We start from the raw sequence: 18979 nt of genomic DNA, 5'->3' as shown, positions 1-18979 counted from the left end.
GCGAATTAACCAAACGGCACACTTGCGGTTGAGCTGTGTCGTCGTTATTAGTATCAGTATAGTGTCGATCATTCGTCAATTGACCATACGATTCTGATTAAAAAGGAACTGTCCGTGGCAGAACTGCACCCTGACCTGAGAGAGAACGTCCGCCTGCTGGGCGAGTTGCTGGGCGATAACATCCGCAACTATCCCGGCGAGGAAATCTACGATCTGATCGAGGAAATCCGCGCCGCCGCCAAGGCCGACCGGCTTCAGGAAAGCGGTTCCGGGCAGCGCCTGGTGAGCCTGCTCAGCAACCTGCGGGACGACCAGCTGCTGCCGGTGACCCGGGCCTTCAACCAGTTCCTGAACCTGGCCAATCTGGCGGAACAATACCACGGCATCCGTCGCAAGCGTGGCCACGAGTCCGACCTGATGGTGGAATCCCTGGAGGAAGTCTTCGACCGTCTGAAGGCGGGCGGGGTGGATGCTGACACCCTGCATCGGAAGGTTTCGGATATGCGCCTGGAGTTCGTGCTCACCGCCCACCCCACAGAGGTGGCCCGGCGCACACTGATCATGAAGTATGACGAAATGTCCGGTTGCCTGGCAGCGCTGGACCACGATGACCTGCTGCCCACGGAGCGGGATGAAATCCTGGACCGCCTGCGGCTGCTGGTGGCTGAAGCCTGGCATACCGACGAGATCCGCCATGAGCGACCCACGGCGGTGGACGAGGCCAAGTGGGGCTTTGCGGTCATCGAGAACAGTCTGTGGGAGGCGCTGCCGAAGTTCCTGCGCAGCCTGGATCTGTCCCTGGAGGACGCCACCGGCAAGGGGTTGCCCCTGGACGCCACCCCCATCCGCATCGCGTCCTGGATGGGCGGTGACCGGGACGGCAACCCCAATGTCACCCACGAGGTCACCCGTACCGTGTTCCTGCTCGGTCGCTGGATGGCCGCGGACCTGTACCTGCGGGACATCCAGCAACTCCGGGCCGAGCTGTCCATGTGGCAGGCCAGCGACGAGCTGCGGGAACAGGCGGGGGACTGTCGCGAACCCTACCGGGAAATTCTCGGCCGTCTGCGGGAGCGGCTGATCCGTACCCGGGACTGGGCCGAGGCCAGGGTCAACGGCGAACCGGCGGACGACACCGACATCCTGTTCGAGAACGAGGACCTGACCGCGCCGCTGGAACTGTGCTACCGCTCGCTCATGGAATGTGGCCTGGACACCATCGCCAACGGCCCGTTGCTGGATACCCTGCGCCGGGCCCATACCTTCGGGTTGCCCCTGATCCGCCTGGATATCCGCCAGGAATCCACCCGTCATGCCGAGGCGGTGGCGGAAATGGTGGAGTACCTGGGCATGGGCAATTACCTGGAGTGGAGCGAAGAGGAGCGCCAGCAGTTCCTGGTGCGGGAACTCCAGGGCCGCCGCCCGCTGGTGCCCCGCAACTGGGAACCCTCGGACCCGGTCAGGGAGGTTCTGGACACCTGCGCGGTGGTGGCCGGCCAGACACCGGAGGCCCTGGGCTCCTACGTGATCTCCATGGCCAGCCAACCCTCGGATGTGCTTAGCGTCATCCTGCTGCTGCGGGAGGCAGGCATGAAGTTCCCCATGCGCATCGTGCCCCTGTTTGAGACCCTGGATGACCTGCGGGGCGCCCCGGCGGCCATGGAGGCACTCTATTCCGTGGACTGGTACCGGGAGTACTGCCACGGCGCCCAGGAAGTGATGATCGGCTATTCCGATTCCTCCAAGGATGCCGGCCAGATGATGGCCGCCTGGGCCCAGTACCAGGCCCAGGAGCAACTGACCGAGGTGGCCAACCGCTTCGACATGCACCTGACCCTGTTCCATGGTCGCGGCGGCACCGTGGGGCGGGGCGGCGGTCCCGCCAACCGGGCGATCCTGTCCCAGCCGCCGGGATCGGTGAATGGCAGCTTCCGCATCACCGAGCAGGGGGAGATGATCCGCTTCAAGTTCGGCCTTCCCCGGCTGGCGGAACAGAGCCTGACCCTGTACACCACGGCAGTGGTGGAGGCCACCCTGGCACCACCCCGGGCGCCGGAGCCGGAATGGCGGAAGGCCATGGACTGGCTCACGGAGCGCTCCCTGGAATCCTACCGTGCCGTGGTGCGGGAGAATCCGGATTTCGTGCCCTATTTCCGCCAAGCGACACCGGAACAGGCCCTGGGCAAGCTGGCCCTGGGCAGTCGCCCGGCCAAGCGCAAACCCAGTGGTGGCGTGGAGAGCCTCCGGGCGATCCCATGGATTTTCGCCTGGACCCAGATGCGGCTGATGCTGCCAAGCTGGCTGGGTAGCGACGTGGCCCTGAAGGAGGCCGAGAAGGCGGGCAAGATGCCGCTGCTGCAGGAGATGCGGCAACAGTGGCCGTTCTTCCGCACCTACATCGACATGCTGGAAATGGTGCTGGCCAAGTCGGACCTGCAGATTGCCAGCTACTACGACCAGACGCTGGTGGAAGCCGACCTGCGCCCGCTGGGGCAGGAGCTGCGTGAGCGACTGGCAGGCTGCATCGAGGAGGTCAAGGCCCTGAAGAACCAGCAGGTGCTGCTGGAGGAGGAGCCGGTCTTCGCCCACTCCATGAAGGTGCGCAGCCCCTATACCGACCCGCTCCACTACCTGCAGGCAGAACTGCTGCGGCGTAACCGGGAGGCCGAACAGAATGTGGCCGCCGAAGGTGCCGATGCCGAGGTGCAGCCCATGCCGCAACTGGTGGAACAGGCCCTCAAGGTGACCATGGCGGGCATCGCTGCCGGTATGCGGAACACCGGCTGACGGAGGCCATGATGACAGGGAGTATGATACTCTTTGTCGCCGGTTTATCGTGAACACCGGTTTATAGTGAACTTAAGGAGACGTCAGTGGCAGCGGCCGCCAGAGTCGAGCAGTTTCTCAATCGCAAGGGCCTGGCCTTTGAGTTGGTAACGGTGTCGGAAGATCCCCGTGGCGGGCTGGAGGCGGCCGTGCTCGGGGACGGCATCGACCGGCGCCAGGTGATCCGCAGTACGGCGCTGATCGACGTCAACGGTGTGCTGCTGGTGGTGCATCCCCTGGACAGCTCGCCGGACCTGGATGCCATTGCAGAGCGCACCGGTCGTCGCCTGCAACCACTGACCGTTACCCAGGCGGGCCGGCTGTTCAGCGATTGCGCGCCGGGCTTCGTGCCGCCCTTCGGGTCTGCCTACAACATTCCGGTGCTGGTGGAAGAATCCCTGTACCAGGCGGATCGCGTGGTCATGGCCTGCGGTTCCTCATCGCGTCTGATGATCATGGCAGGACGGGAGTTTCGACTCGCCATGGCCGGTTCGGAAAAGGGGCATGTCACCATCCGCCACAGCGGCCAGACCGCCAACAGCATCACCCTGGAAGAGGTCGCCGAGAAGCTGCAGAAACTGTACCGGCTGCCGCCCATGCCGGCCCTGGCCCTGAAGATCCTCAACCTCACCAGCAACCCGGAGGCCTCGGCCCGGGAACTGGCGGAGGTCATCGAGTACGACCCCAGTGTGACCGCCCAGATTATCCGCTACGCCCGCTCGGCCCTGTTCAACTACCCGGGCCAGATTGATTCAGTGCAGGAGGCCGTCACCCGGGTGCTGGGTTTCGAACGGGTTGCCCATATCGCCCTGGGCATCGCTTCGGTCCGCGCCTTCGACATTCCCCGCCAGGGCCCCCTGGGCATGGACCAGTTCTGGCGCCATTCTCTCTACTGCGCCTTCGTCAGCCAGCGCCTGGCGCCCCAATGCGGGGTGGATACGTCGCTGGCCTACCTGTGCGGCCTGCTCCACAACTTTGGCCTGTTGCTGGTGGGGCACCTGTTCCCCACCGAATTCGAGGAACTCAACCGGCTCCGGGCAGCCAACCCTGAGGTCAGCATGCGGGCCCTGGAGCAGCAGGTCTTTGGCGACTCCGACGAACAGCAGATGCTGACGGTGGGACACGGGGTGATCGGGGGCATCCTGCACAAGCTGTGGCAGATGCCGGAACCGGTGATCAAGGCCGCCGGTGTCCATCAGCAGATGGACTACCAGGGGGACCACAAGACCTATGTCACCATGGTGCAACTGGCCAACGCACTGCTCAAGGAGAAGGGCGTGGGGGACGAGTTCAACCCTGATGATGTCGGCTACCTGGCGGAACAGCTCGGGCTCGATACCGGCAACCTGGACCGCCTGCGGGAGGATGTGGAGCAGGTGGCCGATGATCTGGACAGTCTGGCTCACTCTCTGTCATCCTGACCAACCTTTGTCCGGTCGCCGTTCGTGCCGGCTGGGATGGACTGCGACGGACGTCGACTTTCTCTCACGGTCCCGACTTCGTATAATGCCCGCTTTTCGTGCGCCTGTGGCGGCTGCGAGAGGCTGTTGCCAAGCCTTGTGGCGATTGGGGAGAGTGTTGTAACCCTGGGTTTGGCAACCGCTTTTCAACGATTCAAGACTACACAATTAACCAGGAAATGGGAGCATAACGTATGCGTATTATCATGTTGGGGGCGCCGGGAGCCGGCAAGGGGACCCAGGCACAGTTCATTACGGAACGGTTCGACATTCCCCAGATCTCCACAGGTGACATGCTCCGTGCCGCCGTCAAATCCGGTTCCGAGCTGGGCAAAAAGGTCCAGGCGGTCATGGATTCCGGCTCGCTGGTCTCCGACGACATCATTATCGAGCTGATCGAGGAACGGGTCCAGCAGGATGACTGCCGCAACGGCTTCCTGCTGGATGGCTTCCCGCGTACCATTCCCCAGGCGGAAGCGCTGAAGACCCAGGGCATCAGCATTGACTATGTGGTGGAAATCGCCGTCGACGACGAGGAAATCGTCCAGCGTCTGGCGGGCCGCCGTGTGCACCCGGCCAGTGGTCGCATCTACCACGTCAAGTATGATCCGCCCAAGGTGGACGGCAAGGACGACCAGACCGGCGAACCTCTGGTGCAGCGCGAGGACGACCAGGAAGACACCGTCCGCAGGCGTCTCGAGGTCTACCATGAGCAGACTGAACCTCTTGTGGGCTACTACCAGGACTGGGCCGCCAGCGAGCCGGAACAGGCTCCGAAGTACGTGCGTGTTGAAGGTGTGGGTTCCCTCGACGATATCCGCGAGCAGATCCTCTCCAAACTGGGCTAGTTCACGACCTTGAACCTTCTTGCCATAGATACCTCCACCGATGCCTGCTCCGTGGCCCTGCTTTGTGGCGGGGAACTGAGCGGGCATTGTCGCGTTGAGCCCCGGGGCCATACCCGCCTGATCATGCCCATGGTCCGTCAGTTGCTGGCGGAACAGGGCGTGGCCATGGCTAACCTGGACGCGCTGGCATTCGCCGCCGGGCCTGGCTCGTTCACCGGACTGCGGATTGCCACCGGGGTGATCCAGGGTCTTGCCTGGGGGCTGGATATACCGGTAGTGCCGGTCTCCTCCCTGCAGGCAGTGGCGCTGGAACTGGCGGAGAGCCACGAAGCCGGCGAGGGCGACGGCATGGCGGTGGCCTTCGATGCCCGCATGGATGAGGTCTACTGGGGCTGTTTCCAACTGGTGGATGGCCTGCCGGAGCTACTGACACCTGAGCGGGTCTGCCCCCCGGAACAGGTCAGCCTGCCGGAGGGTTGCAGCCGCTGGTTGGCAGGAGGCAGTGGTTGGCGCTATGCTGACCGCATACCCGAAAGTGTCACGGGTTCGGTGAATCCACCGGATCCGACGCTTACCCCGGATGCCCGCTTCGTCGCCCGACTGGCGGTGGTGGCCTGGCAGCAGGGGAAAGCGGTACCGGCGGCCCGGGCGCAACCGGTGTATCTGCGGGATGAAGTCACCTGGAAGAAACTTCCGGGGCGTTAGGTGGTCTGGTTAGGTTCAGACTCCGTTTAAAGGTACGTGCGGATCAGTGGCCATGATTGGTGGTATCAACTCCAACAACCCCTACGTCGGTAACAACGGCATTGCCCGTGAGCGCAACGATGCGGCCCGCGCTCCCGCTGCACGCCCGGAGGTCCTGACCGATGATCGCCAGGACGCCCGCCCGTCACCGGCCGGTGGCGATGCCCCCGGTACCGGCATGGTGCCCGCCGAGGATAACCAGGGCTACCTGCGCCGGATCCAGGCCCGTTCCGCCGCCGAGGACAGTCGTCTCGAACCCTTCCGGGCGGACGATATTCCCATGGCCAATGCCCGCGCACTGGAGGCCTTTGCTGCTGTCGCCAGCCAGCGTGAGGGCATGGACGGGTACGACGCTGAACTCGCAGGCATCGACATCCGCGTCTGAGCCCCTTTCCCATGCCAACATCTCCGTTTACCGATCACGATGCCGATCACATGGGTATTCCGCCGGTGGCCTGTGACGTTGCCGACCGATACTCCGCTGCCGAAGCCCTGGCCACCCGGCTGGGCGCCAACTTCCTGGGCATCCGATCCGCCAGGGATATCGGGGATAGCCCACTGGTGCTGTTGCTGGACGAGCGTGGCCTTTCACTGCAGGCCACGGGGCGTAAGGCTCCGGGTCCGGTACGGGCGGAGTTTGTCTCCGGCAAGGCCGGCTACCGGCTGGCCCACGGCGGCGGCACCGGCCAGCTTATCGCCAAGGCCATCGGCCTCAAGCGCACCAACGACACCCTGCATATCCTGGATGCCACTGCTGGCCTGGGGCAGGATGCGTTCGTGCTGGCGGGCCTGGGGCACCAGGTCACCCTGCTGGAACGCTCGCCGGTGATCCACGCGCTCCTGGAGGATGGCCTGGCGCGGGCGGCGGCAAACGACAGTACGGCGGCGGTGGTGTCCCGCATGTCCCTGGTACTGGCGGACAGCATCACGTGGCTGAAGGCGCGGGCGGGGGGGCCGGTTGCGGACGTGATCTACCTGGACCCCATGTTCCCGCACCGGGACAAGTCGGCCCTGGTGAAGAAGGAGATGCAGCTGTTCCGGCCGGTGGTGGGGGATGACCCGGATGCCGCCACGCTGCTGGAGGCGGCCCTGGCCTGCGCCCGGTACCGGGTGGTGGTGAAGCGCTCACGCCGGGCACCGGCCATTGAGGGGGCATCGCCGGGCCTCACGCTGGAGGGCAAGAGCAGCCGTTACGATGTCTACCCCCTCAAGGCCCTGCCATCCAACTGATCAGAGCGCGCCGAGCCGGGTCACCTGGGCGATGGCCTGGCGTTTCTCCACATTCAGCACCAGGCGGGCATCCTCCGACACTTCTTCCAGCTCCCGGGTATAGCCCAGTCGCTCGTTGTCGCCAGCAATGATGACGTCGTTCCGGCGCAGGTTGTCGATAAAGTTCCGGAACAGGGCCTTGTCGAAGAATTCCGGGGCATTGAGGCCAAACAGGATCGACATCCGTTCCGCCATCAGCACGCTTTCCTCTTCCAGCTCCCTGGCGGTGAGCATCCCCGGGCCATGCTTGCGCAGGGTGGCGATAACAATGTAATAGCGCTCCAGGGTCTGGATGATAAACCGTGACAGGGTATGGAGCTGCAGGCGCTGGTCGGTGCCCTCGTCCGGGCCCATGACGCGGTCACCGTCGGTGCGCAGGATACCGTGTTCCACCAGGGTGTCGATCCAGCGGTCCACTTCGACCCCCACGGTGTCGGCGTCGTAACGCAGGAACAGCTCCGACTGCAGATAAGGGTAGATGGCGCTGGCCAGGAAGATCACCCGGTCCCGGGCCAGGGACGTACAGTTCTCGAACAGGCAGGCAATCAGCGCCGGCAGCGCGAACAGGTGCTGGATGTTGTTGCGGTAATAGGTCATCAGGGTGGCATTGACCCCGTCCAGGCCGATGATGTCCCCCAGCTTCTGGGGATGTCGGCCTACCATGCCCATCTTTTCGCAGTAGCGGATCCACTCGCGGCCATCGCCTTCGGGAAAGGTCACGGTGTCCGCATAGGGGTGGGACTTGAGGATTGCCAGGTACTGGTCCATCAGCCGTGCCAGTTGCCGCTCGTCCATGGCCATGCGCTCGGTGGCCAGGAGTACCGTCGCCACCAGGGTCACCGGGTTGACGGCCACCGCCGCGTTGATGCCGGTGGCCACCTGCAGGGCCAGGTGATTCACGGCATCGTTCAGCCAGGGCGGCCTGGCCTCCCGTCCGACGGCTTCGTTCTGCCAGCCGGGCCGGGCCTGTTCAAGGGCCGTGGCCAGGTCAATGCCGGTGCCGAAATTGACCGACACCTTGCCGAAGGAGTTGCGCAGTTTGCGGGCCGATTTCGCCAGCCCCACCACGCTTTCCTGTTTCTTCTTCTTGCCCCGCAGTTCGCCCAGGTAGGAACGGCCCTCCATGACCTTCTCATAGCCGATGTAGACGGGCACCAGCACGATGGGCTTCTGGTGGTCCCGCAGGAAACTCCGTACCGTCATGGAAAGCATGCCCGGCCGCGGTTGCAGGGTGCGTCCGGTGCGGCTGCGGCCCCCTTCCACGAAGTATTCCACCGAGTAGCCCCGGGTGAACATGACATGCATGTACTCGTTGAACACCGTGGCGTAGAGGGGGTTGTCGCGGAAACTGCGACGCATGAAGAAGGCACCGCCACGGCGGAGGATGGGGCCCACCACCGGCATGTTCAGGTTGATGCCGGCGGCAATATGGGGCGGCATCAGCCCGTTGCGGTAAAGCACATAGGACAGCAACAGGTAGTCGATATGGGAACGGTGACAGGGCACATAGACCACCGCGTTCTTTTCCGCCAGTTCCTGCACCTCGCGGATGTTGTTGATGCGAACGCCGTTGTAGATCCGGTTCCACAGCCACCCCAGGATGATCTCCAGGATGCGGATGGTGGCGATGGACATACTGGAGGCGATTTCGTTGGCATAGCCCCAGGCCCGGTTGCGGACCTTGTCCGGGTGGACTTCCTCCCGGCGGGAGGTCTCGCGGATGGCGTCCCGCACCGCGGGGGTGCGGATCAGGTCCGCCACCAGGGTGCGACGGTGTGACAGATCCGGCCCCAGCACCGCCTGGCGTACCCGACGGAAGTGGGTGCGCAGCAGCCGGGCGGTCTTGCGGCTGGCCCTGGCCTTGCTGCGATGGTGTTCCCGGACCATGTCGGCCAGGGACATGGGCTCGCCGAAGCGGACCAGGGTATTGCGACCGTGCACCAGGATGATCAGCAGTTTCTGGAAGCGGCCAGCCACCGACCAGGTATCCGACAGCAACAGCTTGAGGAACGACTTCTCCTTGTCCGGCGACCGTCCCCAGAACAGCGAGACCGGCACCAACTGGATGTCCAGGGTGGGGTCTTCCACGGACATGGCCACCAGGTGTTCCATGCGCTGGGTCATCACTGGTGTCGGTCGGGGGCTGAAGGTGCCGCGGGCCCGGCGGTAGAGGAAGCAGAAGGAGTGGCGGGGCCCGTTATGGATCTTCATGGGGCTACGAGCCGGGGGCAGGCCGGCCCTTTCCACCTCCTGCTCCAACACCAGCCGGGCCGACAGGGAACTGTATTGTATGACGTAACAGACCGGGCGCTTGGGATCGAGGTTCAGTTCCTGCTTGCCGGCGCCGAGGACATCCGTGCGCACCCAAAGGAACAGGATCTTTCTCAGCAGGGTGGTCAGAGCGCCGGAAATGGCAGGCAGTAATCGCATTCAGTCAGACTCCGGACAGAGAGGAGCCACAAGTGTACTTTGTCGCCGGTTCCGGACAAAGTGGTGAGTGCGTTCCCCTTTAACAGATATGATACATTTCAGCCTTTGTAACCTGGTGGAGTAGTTGATGGAGAACTGGAGTGCAGGCTGGTCCCGCAAGGCGCCCGCCGCCGACGACCTGGTCGTGGCCATGAATGGCCCGGAAATCTGGTGTCCCGAGGATGGCTGGACCCATCGCTGGGCAGCGGTGGACGGTGCCCTGGATGAGGGGACGGACCCCGTCTACGTGGGTGACCTGGATGGTCGGGCGGTCTACGTGGCCAGCGTCGACCCGGGCATGCTGCTCTACGCCACCCGGCCGATTCACCTGCGGGAGGCACTGCTCACCATGCCGGATGCGCCCGCTGAGATGCTGGGCACCGCCTCCCAGGTGCAGCAGTGGTTCCTGGACCATCGCTTCTGTGGCCGTTGCGGGGGTGAGACCGGGTTCCACCCCGCCGAACGGGCCCGTTGGTGCGGCCGGTGCGATATTCCCTTCTATCCCCGGCTGGCCCCCTGCGTGATCGTGGTGATCCGCCGGGGGGGCCGCTTCCTGCTGGCTCGTTCCTCACGGGCTCGCAGCCATTTCTTCAGCCTGATCGCCGGCTTCGTGGAGCCCGGGGAAAGCGCGGAAGAGGCGGTGGCCCGGGAAACGCTGGAGGAAACCGGCCTGACGGTGACCAACGTGCGTTACTGGACATCCCAGCCCTGGCCGTTCCCTCACCAGCTGATGCTGGGCTTCTTTGCCGACTATGAGTCCGGCGACCTGGTGTTGCAGGAGGACGAACTGGCCGAGGCGGACTGGTTTACCCCGGATGATCATCCCCCCGTGCCCCCGGAAACCACCATTGCCGGTCGCCTGATCCGGCAACTGAAGCGGGAGATGGCCGGGTGAGCACGGCACGACCTGACCGGGTGCCGGAAATCCTGGTGTTCGATTCCGGCGTGGGCGGGCTGAGCATTGCCGCCTGTATTCACCAGCATATCCCGGCGGCCCGCCTGACCCACCTGGCGGACAATGCCGGGTTTCCCTATGGCGACCAGCCGGAGGGAGTCGTGGTGGACCGTACCGTCGGCCTGGTACAGGATCAGCTTCGCCAGCGCCCATTCGATGTGGTGGTGGTGGCCTGTAACACCGCCAGCACCGTGGCGCTGCCGGCGCTACGCTCGGCGGTGAGTGTTCCGGTGGTGGGGGTCGTGCCGGCCATCAAGCCCGCCGCCGCCCTGTCGGAAAACCGTCGTATTGGCCTGCTGGCGACCCCCGCCACGGTACGGCGTCCCTACCTGGAACAACTGGTCCGTGACTTTGCTCCGGATTGTCTGCTGGAACGGGTAGGGCACCCGGAGCTGGTCACCTGGATCGAGGACTGGGCCCGTGGCCGGCCATTACCGGAACCGGCCCTGTCGGTGGCCCTGCAGCCATTCCGCGAGGCGCGGGTCGATACACTGGTACTGGGCTGTACCCATTACCCGCTGATCCGTGACGTGCTCCAGCGCCTGCTGCCGGACGTGCGCCACTGGGTGGATTCCGGTGACGCCATTGCCCGCCGCACCGGGGCCCTGCTGGAAGAAGCGGGATTTTCCCCCCGGGACCTCGTGCGCTACCAGTCCTCCGGTCATCGCTGCCTGTTTTCCGCACCGGCGACGGCGGACATTGATCCCTTCCTGGCCCGGCTCGGATATCGCCGGGACATCGTCCAGGCCTGACCCAGGGCCTGTTCAGAGGCTCTCCAGAAGCGGGAACGGGCTGCGGTCGAGCACCTTGCGCACCTCCGGACCGGGCTGCGGGCGACCGAACAGGAAACCCTGGACATGGTCGCAGTTGCTGGCGGTCAGGTACTCAAGCTGATCCTGGTTCTCCACCCCCTCGGCGACAATTTCCAGCTTCAGCCCCCGAGCCATGGCGATGATGGCATTAACGATACAGGCCCCGTCGTTGCCGGCACGAATTCCCTGGATAAAACTGCGGTCCACCTTGAGGATGTGTATCGGCAGGTGGTGCAGGTAGCTCAGGGACGAATAGCCGGTGCCGAAATCATCGATGGCAATGCGGATGCCCTGATCGGCCAGCTCCCGCAGCGTCTGGCTCACTTTCTCCAGGTCGTTCATGATCACATTCTCGGTGATCTCGATCTCCAGGTTGCCCGGGGGGAAGCCCACCTGGCGCAGTTGCGCCATCAGGCGCTCGGTGAACATGGGATGCTCCACCTGGACCGGCGACAGGTTGACTGCCAGTCGCAGGTCGGGGTGTCCCGAGGCGATCCACTGGCCCACTTCGCGGCAGGCGTTGGCCAGCACCTGATGGCTGACGTCGGCAATCAGGTTGGTTTCCGACGCCAGGGGCAGGAACTCCGATGGCGGTAACAGGCCGCGGTGTGGGTGTCGCCAGCGAACCAGCGCCTCCAGCCCGGCCACCTTGCCGGTGCGCAGGCAGACCTGGGGCTGGTAGTGGACTTCCAGTTCGCCACCTGTGATGGCCCGCCGCAGGTCCCGTTCCAGGGTCAGGCGCTGGCTGGAGTCCACGGTCATGCTGCTGTCAAAGAAGCAGTAGTTGTCCTTGCCCCGGGATTTGACGTGGTACATGGCCAGGTCGGCATTGCGTATCAGTTGTTCGATGCGCTTGCCCGCTTCCGGGTACATGGCGATCCCGATACTGACCCCCACAAAGATATCCTGGTTGTCGAGCCGGAACGGTGCCTTGAGGGCATCGATCAGCTTGCGCGCGATCACGGCGGCGTGATCCCGGTCCGGAACCATCGGCAGCAGCAGAGTGAATTCGTCGCCACCGAATCGTGACAGGGTATCGCCCTTGCGCAGGCATTTTTCCAGGCGCTGGGTTACCGCCTGCAGCAACCGGTCACCCATGGAATGGCCCAGGGTGTCGTTGATGATCTTGAAACGGTCCAGGTCCAGGAACATCACCGCCAGCGGATGACGGTGCCGGTTGGCCTGGTTGATCGCCATGTTGAGCCGGTCCCGGAACAGGGCCCGGTTGGGCAGGCGGGTCAGCAGATCGTGATAGGCCTGGAAACTGATGAAGGCCTCGGCCTCCTTGCGCTCGGTGATATCCCGGGCGATGCCATAGTAGCGTGCGCGTTCGTTGAGCTCGCGCTCGTCGGGATTCCCCGCGCTGCTCCAGCTACCCGGGGCGATGGGGAACGCGGTGATCTCGAAATGCCGGGTTGCCTGGAGGCGGCCCTCGGCCTTCAGGCGAACCTCGAAGGTGGCGGGCCGGTCCGTGCTGATGCCCGGGTCATTGAGAGAGGGGGCGCTCAGTGAGGCGTCCTCGTCATGCAGCAGCAAGCGGAAGTGCTGGCCGATCAGATCGGAGGGCTGGTAGCCGAGCAGGTTGGACACCTTGGGGTTGAGGAAGCAGAAGCGCCCCTGGTCGTCGAGCATGAAGACGATGTCGGGGGAGTTGTTGACGATATAGCGGTGCAGGGACTCGGACTTCTCCAGCCGTTGCTGGACGTCCTCGTGGGCGCGCAGCAGTGACTGCCTGCCGAGCACGTTTTCCAGGGTCGCCAGTACCTCCTCCGGGTCGAAGGGCTTGCGGATATAGTCGCTGGCCCCCCGCCGCAGGGCGCGACTGACCGACAGGAAGGAGGTTTCGCCGCTGACCACCACCAGTGCGCACCGGGGTTGCAGGCGACAGGCTTCCTCCATCACCTGGAAACCGTCGCGCCCGGGCATGTTGAGGTCCAGGAAGGCGAGGGTGAACGGGTGTTGCTGCAACAGGCGGCAGGCTTCATTGCCGTCGGCGGCCATGGAAACCTGGTAGCCATGGTCACAGAGCAGGTCCGACAGGCTTTTCAGCAGGCGCGGATTGTCATCGGCCACCAGTATTCGCTGGCGTTCCCGGTAAGGTTCTGGATCTGATTCGGCTTTATGGATCATCACACGCTACTCGTCGACCTTTGCCGGTTTTCAGCGAGTTCCCTTGCCGCAGTTGCCCCGGGACGATAGCCTCCGGGCCCTGCTGTGCTGTTACCGGTCTTCGGTACTGGTCCCCGCGGGGAATAGCAGCCGGAACAGGGTTCCCGAAGGGCTGCTCTGGCAACTGATGATGGCGTCCATGTCATCCATTAACTGTTTGACGATACTCAGGCCCAGGCCACTGTGGGCCCCGCCCTTGCCGGTGGTGACCGGTTCGAACAGGTGTTGGCTGACGGTATCCGGCAGGCCGGGGCCGTCATCCTCCACGGTCAGTTCCACCCATTGCCGGTTCTGTTGCCAGACCGGAGCCATGGACCGAATGACAATCCGTACCGGGCCATCCGGCCGGCTTTCCGCGGCATTGCGAAGCAGGTTAAGCACCACCTGCCGGACCTGGGCTGCGGGGGCCGCAATGGCGGAACTCGTATCACAGAGTTCCAGCGCACAGGTGACCTGCAACTCCTGGAACAGGCCATCCGCCAACAGGTCCCGCAGTGTGCGGACCTCATGGTTGAGGATGGCCTGGCCTTCGGTTTCCCGCTGTCCCGCCGCCCCGTCAGCGTTGTTGCTGGCCAGTTCCCCAAGCAATTCGCTGGCCCGGGCAAGCTCTTCCTCGATGATATCGATGTCCCCCTCGCTGCCGGTTTCCGCCAGGCGCTTGCGCAACTGGTAGAGGTACTGCCGGACCACCGTGAGGGGGTTGTTGATCTCGTGGACCTGCCGGCGTATCTGGTCCGCCGATACCGGTGGGGCCGACTGTTCCATCAGGTCCCGGGCCAGCAGTTCCCGGACGGCGGCGATGGTCAGTCGCCGCGTGGCCTGGTCGCCGTCGTAGTGGACAAAGGCGGGTACGCCCATTTCCCGGGCCAGGTCCCCGGTTTCCAGCCGGATACGGCGCAGGATTTCCGCCGTCAGTTCATCCTCCAGCCCGAACAGTGCCTTTGCCATGGTCAGGCCATGGCCCTCCCGGACAACCAGTTGCACCGCCACCGCAGTGATGCGGGCCAGATGACCGGTGGTGCCGAGGGCGCCGGTATCATCCTGCTGGTGGGCCAGGGCCTCGAGAATCGCCGGGTCCAGTTGCCAGTGGCGGGCTAGGGTGGTGCTCAGTACCACGTAGCCGGTTTCCGGCGGCCGATGGGGGGCGTCGAGTTCCTGTCGTAGCAGGAGCAGTCTGCCGGCATTGTGCAGCATGCCGGTGAGAAAGGCGGTGTCCGTGGCCGGGTAGCGGGTCAGGCGGGCCAGCGCCCGGGCCATCAGGGCAACGGACAGGGCGTCATGCCAGAAACCGTGGAGCTGCTGCCAGTGTCCTTTACCCAGGTCAAACAGCAGTTGTTGCAGGGCCGCGGTCAGTACCAGGTTCTGCACCCGGTTGGTCCCCAGGCGCAGCAGGGCCTGCTCCAGGCTGTCCATCGGTTGGCTGGGGTGCGAGCCGGCGGCGTTGGCCAGGGCAAGGATGCGCGCAGACAGCGCCGTGTCGAGCTGTATGATATCGGTAATTCGCCGGTAGCTTCGCTGCTGTCGACAGGCTTCCAGGGCCCGTAAATGGGGCTCCGGAAGGGTGGGGAGCTGCTCAGTGGCCGACGGCGGTGTCATTGTCTTTGTGTAACGGTCCGTAACGTAATGTTAATGAACAATACGTTAGGATAGTCATTGGAGAATACATATCAAGAGATTTTGTTGAGAAATTGACCGATCGTTCTTTCCATTCCCGGAATGGCCTGAATCAGGGTATCATTCAGGTTTGTTTATTCGCCTGATGATGTTATGGCCGGCTGACGGATAGCGACCATTAGTACAGGGTTATGGATGTGAGCGATTCCCAGAATGACGGGGCACAGGGCAGTGGTGGTGTGCCTGACCGAATGGCGCGCCCCGATATTGTCGCCCTGACGGGCGGCAAGGGCGGCGTCGGCAAGACCTCGGTGGCCGTTAACCTGGCCCTGACCCTGGCGCGTAGGGGCAGGCGCGTGCTGCTACTGGATGCGGACACCGACCTTGCCAATGTCAGTATCCTCCTCGGCCTCTATCCCACACGGACCCTCGAACACGCCATGGCGGGCGAGTGCCGGCTTGCCGATGTCATCCAGGAAGGGCCTTTCGGTCTGCATATCATTGCCGGCGCCTCCGGTGTGCAGCGGTGCATGGATCTGGACATCGGCGATGCCGAGGGCGTCCTCCGCGAACTGGCGGGCATGGAGCGGGCCTACGACGCCATCCTTATCGATACCGCCTCCGGGCTGCGGCCGGCGGCGCTGCACATGATCGCCGCGTCGTCCCTGGCCTGCGTGGTGATCACGCCGGAGCCAGCCTCTCTCACCGATGCCTTCTCCCTGCTCCGGGTGTTGCAGCGTCGGGGCTATCGTCGCACACCGGGGGTCGTGGTCAACATGGCGTCTGGGGCCTCCCAGGCGCGGGCGGTCTACCGTCGTTTTGCCGGTGCCACCCGGCGTCACCTGGGCATGGACGTGGACTACATCGGCGCCATCTGGCGGGATGAATCCATACGCCAGTCGGTGGAGCTGCAGCGACCGGTGGCCACTCTGTCGGAGTCAGACCCGTCAAGCCGGCAGTTTATTACCCTGTCCGACCAGTTGCTGGGGCATCTGTCACGGCTGCCTGCCCGGAAGGTGGGGCTGGCGGCCTATTGGTATCACCGCAGCCGACGGCAACAGGAAGCGTCCGACCAGGCACTGCCGGCACCAGCCTCTGGATCTGCCGTTGCTCGGCCTGATGGCAATGTACCCACAGGCCATGGTGCGCCGGTGGCACAGGACGCGCGCCCTGACGCCCGTTGCCGGGCACTGTTTGCCGACCTGGAGCAGTTGCTGTCGGAACAGTCCGGGGATGCCCGGCTCAGGCAGGAAGCATTGCGCGGTGTCTCTGCGTTGTTATCTCGGATGGCGTCGTCGGAACCGGAGGTGTCGTCACCTCCCCCGGGTGCAGGTTACAGCCGGGCCGATTTTGGTTCCCAGGATGCTCTGCTGGCTCGTTTGAGATCCCAGCCGGATTCCGTGCGTGTCGATGGATTCCTCGCAGCCCTCTCCAATACCGCTGACCAGTAACGGAACACACCCGGATCCCTCTCCTCTCCGCGCCCCTGAGCCTTGTTATCGGGTGGTCCGGATATGGTATGACGCCTCAAAATCGCCCGTCGCAGGTTTGTCATGCACCTCATTGAGGCGGCCCGGGCCGAATAGGGAGAACTGACGATTGTCGTCAGGCTCCCCCTGGTGAACAATTGAAAACCTCTTGAACACCTTTTGTTATTGAAAACAGTGACGTGATTTTCGTCATGGGCGTCATAAGGTTACGTTCAGGAAATAGGCAGTTTAATTTCCGTGATTTGTCTCTATATTGTCACGATGCCATGCCAGACTCACGGCGTCTCAACTTGAGGGAACGCAGGCTGGCGCGATTTCTGCAAATTCCCCGACAAGGTAGTGCATAGACAGTCGTGACACTGATGTCCAGACGCACATCGGGTATGGCTGAGGCGATGCTTTCCCGGCGAGCCGACAGGTTCAGGGACAACCGGGTTTGACCACCAGGGACGCCATTGGGGTCCGGAACCAACCCCCACTCCGGATCCGCGATATTAACGAGAAGGAGTTCAACTGAAATGACCCATCTGTTTCCGGATATCGACGACACAAGCTCCTCTGTGCGCCGCGCCCTGGAGGGCAAGCATATCCTGATCACCGGCACCACCGGTTTCCTTGGCAAGGCCGTGCTGGAGAAGCTGATACGTACGGTGCCCGAGATCGGCAGCATTCACCTGCTGGTCCGTGGCAATGCCCGCCACCCGGATGCCCGTGAACGCTTCTACAGTGAGATCGCCAGCGCCAGCGTATTCGAACTCCTGCGCAGTGAGGACCAGGAAGGCTTCGAGGCCTTCCTGGAGGATAAGGTGCATTGCGTAAAGGGCGAACTTACCCGCCCCCGTTTCGGCCTGTCCGATGCCGAGTATGAACGCCTGACCTCGCGCATTGACCTGGTGATCAACTCCGCGGCCAGCGTCAACTTCCGTGAGGAGCTGGACAAGGCCCTCACCATCAACACCCTGTGCCTGGATAACGTGGCCCACTTTGCCCGCCACGGTGGTGGCATCCCGGTGGTGCAGGTGTCCACCTGCTACGTGAATGGCATGAACAGCGGCCAGGTGGCCGAAGACGTTATCAAGCCTGCCGGTGCGCCCATTCCCCAGAGTGAGGATGGCTATTTCCAGACCGATGCGCTGGTGCGGCTGCTCCATGACAAGATCACCGATGTGCGGTCCCGGTACTCCGGCAAGCAACTGGAGAAAAAGCTGGTGGAGCTGGGCATCCGCGAGGCCAACCACTATGGCTGGAGTGATACCTATACCTTCACCAAGTGGCTGGGCGAACAGCGGCTGATGGAGGCGCTGGCGGACCAGAGCCTGACCATCGTGCGGCCCTCCATTATCGAGAGCGCCCTCAAGGAGCCCATGCCGGGCTGGATAGAGGGGGTCAAGGTGGCCGACGCCATTATCCTGGCCTACGCCCGTGAGAAGGTGACCCTGTTCCCGGGCGACCGCGAGGGCGTGATTGACGTCATCCCGGTGGACCTGGTGGCCAACAGTATCCTGCTGGCCGGTGCGGAGGCGGTAAACGCCGAACAGGGCCGCCGTATCTACCAGTGCTGCAGTGGTTCCATGAACCCCATCTCCCTGGGGGAATTCATCGACCACCTGATGGACGAGGCGCGGGAAAACCACGAGGCCTACGACAAGCTGTTCAGCCGCCAGCCCACCAAACCCTTCATGGCGGTCAACCGCACCCTGTTTGACGCCGCCGTCACCGGCATCCGGGTGCCCCTGTCCCTGGCCAGCAAGGCCATGAAGATGGCGGGCCATAGCCGAGAGCTGAAGCTGTTGCGCAACCTGGACACCACCCGTGCCCTGGCGACCATCTTCGGCTTCTACACCGCGCCGGATTACGTGTTCCATAACGAGAAGCTGATGGATCTGGCCGAACGCATGGGGGATACCGACCGTGAGCTGTTCTCGGTGGATCCGCGCCGTATTGGCTGGGAAACCTACCTCCGCAAGACCCACCTGGGCGGTCTCAACCGCTACGCCCTGGCCGAGCGCCGGGTGTACAGCCTGAGAGCCCGCCGCGAGCGTCGCGCTGCCGCCGCTGCCTGATATCGACAACCGTCGTCCTCTCCCCGGGGCTGCTTTTCAGCCGCCCCGGGGAGAACTATCCTTCCTGTATACGACACTTACCCTGACACCGTCAGAACACTTTGGTAGTACGTTGGTCTAATTCAATGGTCAGGTCTGACATGGTCAGATAGGGCAATCCACTTATCAGGGATCCGATAGGTCGACCGACTGACGGCCACGATCCCTGTCCGCTGCCTGAAAACCGACTGCCTGGCAGGGGCTGACAAGTTCTGTTCCAA

The 18979-nt window shown here is 63.7% G+C and carries 13 protein-coding genes; 10 read left to right on the top strand and 3 right to left on the bottom strand.

The genetic code is table 11. The features are described 5' to 3' along the window. Positions 1 to 114: 114 nt before the first annotated feature. The 6 genes from ppc to ACJO3T_RS10285 all read left to right on the top strand — a co-directional run bounded on the left by ppc (position 115) and on the right by ACJO3T_RS10285 (position 7108). Positions 115 to 2787, top strand: a complete 2673-nt coding sequence (gene ppc, locus ACJO3T_RS10310; RefSeq protein WP_406964182.1) for a phosphoenolpyruvate carboxylase — start codon at positions 115 to 117, stop codon at positions 2785 to 2787. A gap of 86 nt (positions 2788 to 2873) precedes the next feature. Next, entirely contained in the window at positions 2874 to 4247 is a 1374-nt protein-coding gene (locus ACJO3T_RS10305) for an HDOD domain-containing protein (RefSeq protein WP_406978435.1), read from the top strand. Positions 4248 to 4480: 233 nt separating this feature from the next. Beyond that, positions 4481 to 5134: an adenylate kinase gene (gene adk, locus ACJO3T_RS10300; RefSeq protein WP_406964184.1), complete on the top strand. Its 654-nt coding sequence runs from the start codon at positions 4481 to 4483 to the stop codon at positions 5132 to 5134. Positions 5135 to 5143: 9 nt separating this feature from the next. Further along, positions 5144 to 5839, top strand: a complete 696-nt coding sequence (gene tsaB / locus ACJO3T_RS10295) for a tRNA (adenosine(37)-N6)-threonylcarbamoyltransferase complex dimerization subunit type 1 TsaB (protein ID WP_406964185.1) — start codon at positions 5144 to 5146, stop codon at positions 5837 to 5839. Positions 5840 to 5891: 52 nt separating this feature from the next. Further along, complete coding sequence (locus ACJO3T_RS10290) at positions 5892 to 6263, top strand: UDP pyrophosphate phosphatase (RefSeq protein WP_406964186.1); 372 nt, start codon at positions 5892 to 5894, stop codon at positions 6261 to 6263. Between the two features lie 11 nt (positions 6264 to 6274). Then, positions 6275 to 7108: a class I SAM-dependent methyltransferase gene (locus ACJO3T_RS10285; RefSeq protein ID WP_406978434.1), complete on the top strand. Its 834-nt coding sequence runs from the start codon at positions 6275 to 6277 to the stop codon at positions 7106 to 7108. Here ACJO3T_RS10285 and plsB read toward each other — a convergent pair whose 3' ends face one another. Beyond that, complete coding sequence (plsB, locus tag ACJO3T_RS10280) at positions 7109 to 9577, bottom strand: glycerol-3-phosphate 1-O-acyltransferase PlsB (protein WP_406978433.1); 2469 nt, start codon at positions 9575 to 9577, stop codon at positions 7109 to 7111. Positions 9578 to 9704: 127 nt separating this feature from the next. Between plsB and nudC the strand changes: the two genes are divergently transcribed. Then, on the top strand, positions 9705 to 10511 hold the full coding sequence (gene nudC / locus ACJO3T_RS10275; RefSeq protein WP_406978432.1) for an NAD(+) diphosphatase: 807 nt from the start codon (positions 9705 to 9707) through the stop codon (positions 10509 to 10511). Further along, on the top strand, positions 10508 to 11323 hold the full coding sequence (gene murI, locus ACJO3T_RS10270) for a glutamate racemase (protein ID WP_406978431.1): 816 nt from the start codon (positions 10508 to 10510) through the stop codon (positions 11321 to 11323). Before nudC ends, murI begins: the two co-directional genes overlap by 4 nt. A gap of 12 nt (positions 11324 to 11335) precedes the next feature. On the opposite strand, the gene ACJO3T_RS10265 is transcribed toward murI, so the two are convergent. Both ACJO3T_RS10265 and ACJO3T_RS10260 read right to left on the bottom strand, forming a co-directional pair. Next, positions 11336 to 13513 carry an EAL domain-containing protein gene (locus tag ACJO3T_RS10265; RefSeq protein WP_406964193.1) on the bottom strand — a complete coding sequence of 726 codons (2178 nt, stop codon included), beginning with the start codon at positions 13511 to 13513 and terminating at the stop codon, positions 11336 to 11338. Positions 13514 to 13603: 90 nt separating this feature from the next. Next, on the bottom strand, positions 13604 to 15148 hold the full coding sequence (locus ACJO3T_RS10260; protein WP_406978430.1) for an HDOD domain-containing protein: 1545 nt from the start codon (positions 15146 to 15148) through the stop codon (positions 13604 to 13606). 215 nt (positions 15149 to 15363) lie between these two features. Here ACJO3T_RS10260 and ACJO3T_RS10255 point away from each other — a divergent pair, with 215 nt between their 5' ends. Both ACJO3T_RS10255 and ACJO3T_RS10250 read left to right on the top strand, forming a co-directional pair. After that, a complete protein-coding gene (locus ACJO3T_RS10255) occupies positions 15364 to 16617 on the top strand; it encodes a MinD/ParA family ATP-binding protein (RefSeq protein ID WP_406978429.1) in 1254 nt (417 codons plus the stop codon). A 557-nt stretch (positions 16618 to 17174) separates the two neighbouring features. Beyond that, complete coding sequence (locus ACJO3T_RS10250; RefSeq protein WP_406964197.1) at positions 17175 to 18719, top strand: fatty acyl-CoA reductase; 1545 nt, start codon at positions 17175 to 17177, stop codon at positions 18717 to 18719. Positions 18720 to 18979 lie beyond the last annotated feature (260 nt).

Source organism: Marinobacter shunpengi, assembly GCF_045449715.1.
Taxonomy (GTDB): Bacteria; Pseudomonadota; Gammaproteobacteria; order Pseudomonadales; family Oleiphilaceae; genus Marinobacter.
Note: the sequence above shows the minus strand (reverse complement) of the source record. Positions and strands in the feature narration are given on the sequence as shown.

Excerpts from the sequence above, each read along its gene's own strand:
- adk (WP_406964184.1), top strand. The coding sequence starts at position 4,481 with ATGCGTATTATCATGTTGGGGGCGCCGGGAGCCGGCAAGGGGACCCAG.
- ACJO3T_RS10290 (WP_406964186.1), top strand. The coding sequence starts at position 5,892 with ATGATTGGTGGTATCAACTCCAACAACCCCTACGTCGGTAACAACGGC.
- ACJO3T_RS10285 (WP_406978434.1), top strand. The coding sequence starts at position 6,275 with ATGCCAACATCTCCGTTTACCGATCACGATGCCGATCACATGGGTATT.
- plsB (WP_406978433.1), bottom strand. The coding sequence starts at position 9,577 with ATGCGATTACTGCCTGCCATTTCCGGCGCTCTGACCACCCTGCTGAGA.
- nudC (WP_406978432.1), top strand. The coding sequence starts at position 9,705 with ATGGAGAACTGGAGTGCAGGCTGGTCCCGCAAGGCGCCCGCCGCCGAC.
- ACJO3T_RS10265 (WP_406964193.1), bottom strand. The coding sequence starts at position 13,513 with ATGATCCATAAAGCCGAATCAGATCCAGAACCTTACCGGGAACGCCAG.
- ACJO3T_RS10260 (WP_406978430.1), bottom strand. The coding sequence starts at position 15,148 with ATGACACCGCCGTCGGCCACTGAGCAGCTCCCCACCCTTCCGGAGCCC.
- ACJO3T_RS10250 (WP_406964197.1), top strand. The coding sequence starts at position 17,175 with ATGACCCATCTGTTTCCGGATATCGACGACACAAGCTCCTCTGTGCGC.